Origin of the sequence: Pseudoalteromonas sp. S2755 (assembly GCF_005886535.1) — a bacterium.
GTDB lineage: Bacteria > Pseudomonadota > Gammaproteobacteria > Enterobacterales > Alteromonadaceae > Pseudoalteromonas.
In genome coordinates, this window is record NZ_PNDS01000231.1 from 1 (window position 1) to 755 (window position 755).

Consider the following 755-nt stretch of genomic DNA (forward strand, 5'->3'; position numbering starts at 1 on the left):
AATAGCGAGCGATTCCCCTCGCCTTGCTTATTACTGTTTTAGACTTATTCGCAGTAATTCGCTACATACGTTAAGTCGTTAATGTGCTCTGGGGCATCCATAACAACGGTTGCTTGTGCCGTACTTGGGTCTAATGTGTAGATCTTCGCGTCTTCACCTGAGTTACGACCAGACACGTATAATGTGCCATCTGAGCTTACTGCTAAACCCGATGCCCAATTTACACCATGCTCGCCAACAAGGTCTAAAGTCATGTCGCCTTTATCTAGTGTGTAAAGTGCTTTACCTGTTAGTACGTAAATCACGTTTGTATCTGCTGAATATGCGATATCACCGTGTGAGAAGTCGTCACCTGCATAGCTTAGTTTACCAAGCACTGTTTTTGCGCCTGTTTGCATGTCAAACTCATAAAGATAAGTTTTGCTGCTTGCAAGTAATTTAGTACCGTCTGGCGTTACAGCTGAACGGTATAATGGCCATGAAACCGCATTAGCAGCTAGAGTCTGCTCTGCACTATCTAATGACACCTTCCAAAGCGATGAAGCTTTAGTTGTACTGTCGTTTTGTTCCATGAAGTAGAGTGCGCCATTGTACGCAGCAATGTTTGACGCTGTGTTAGCGACGCCATCAACGTATTCATAGGTACCGTTAACCATGTCGAACTTATAAACATAGCTATTGTTGTCTTCACCAAAGTTATTGATGCCATACACACCAACTTTACAGGTTACTGGCGGCTCTGGAGGTGTAACTTC

Annotated in this window: 1 pseudogene; it reads right to left on the minus strand. The window is 43.8% G+C overall.

Features of this window, described 5'->3' with window-relative positions:
* Positions 1–44: 44 nt before the first annotated feature.
* Positions 45–755: pseudogene (locus tag CWC03_RS22975) on the minus strand (DUF642 domain-containing protein); the annotation flags it as partial.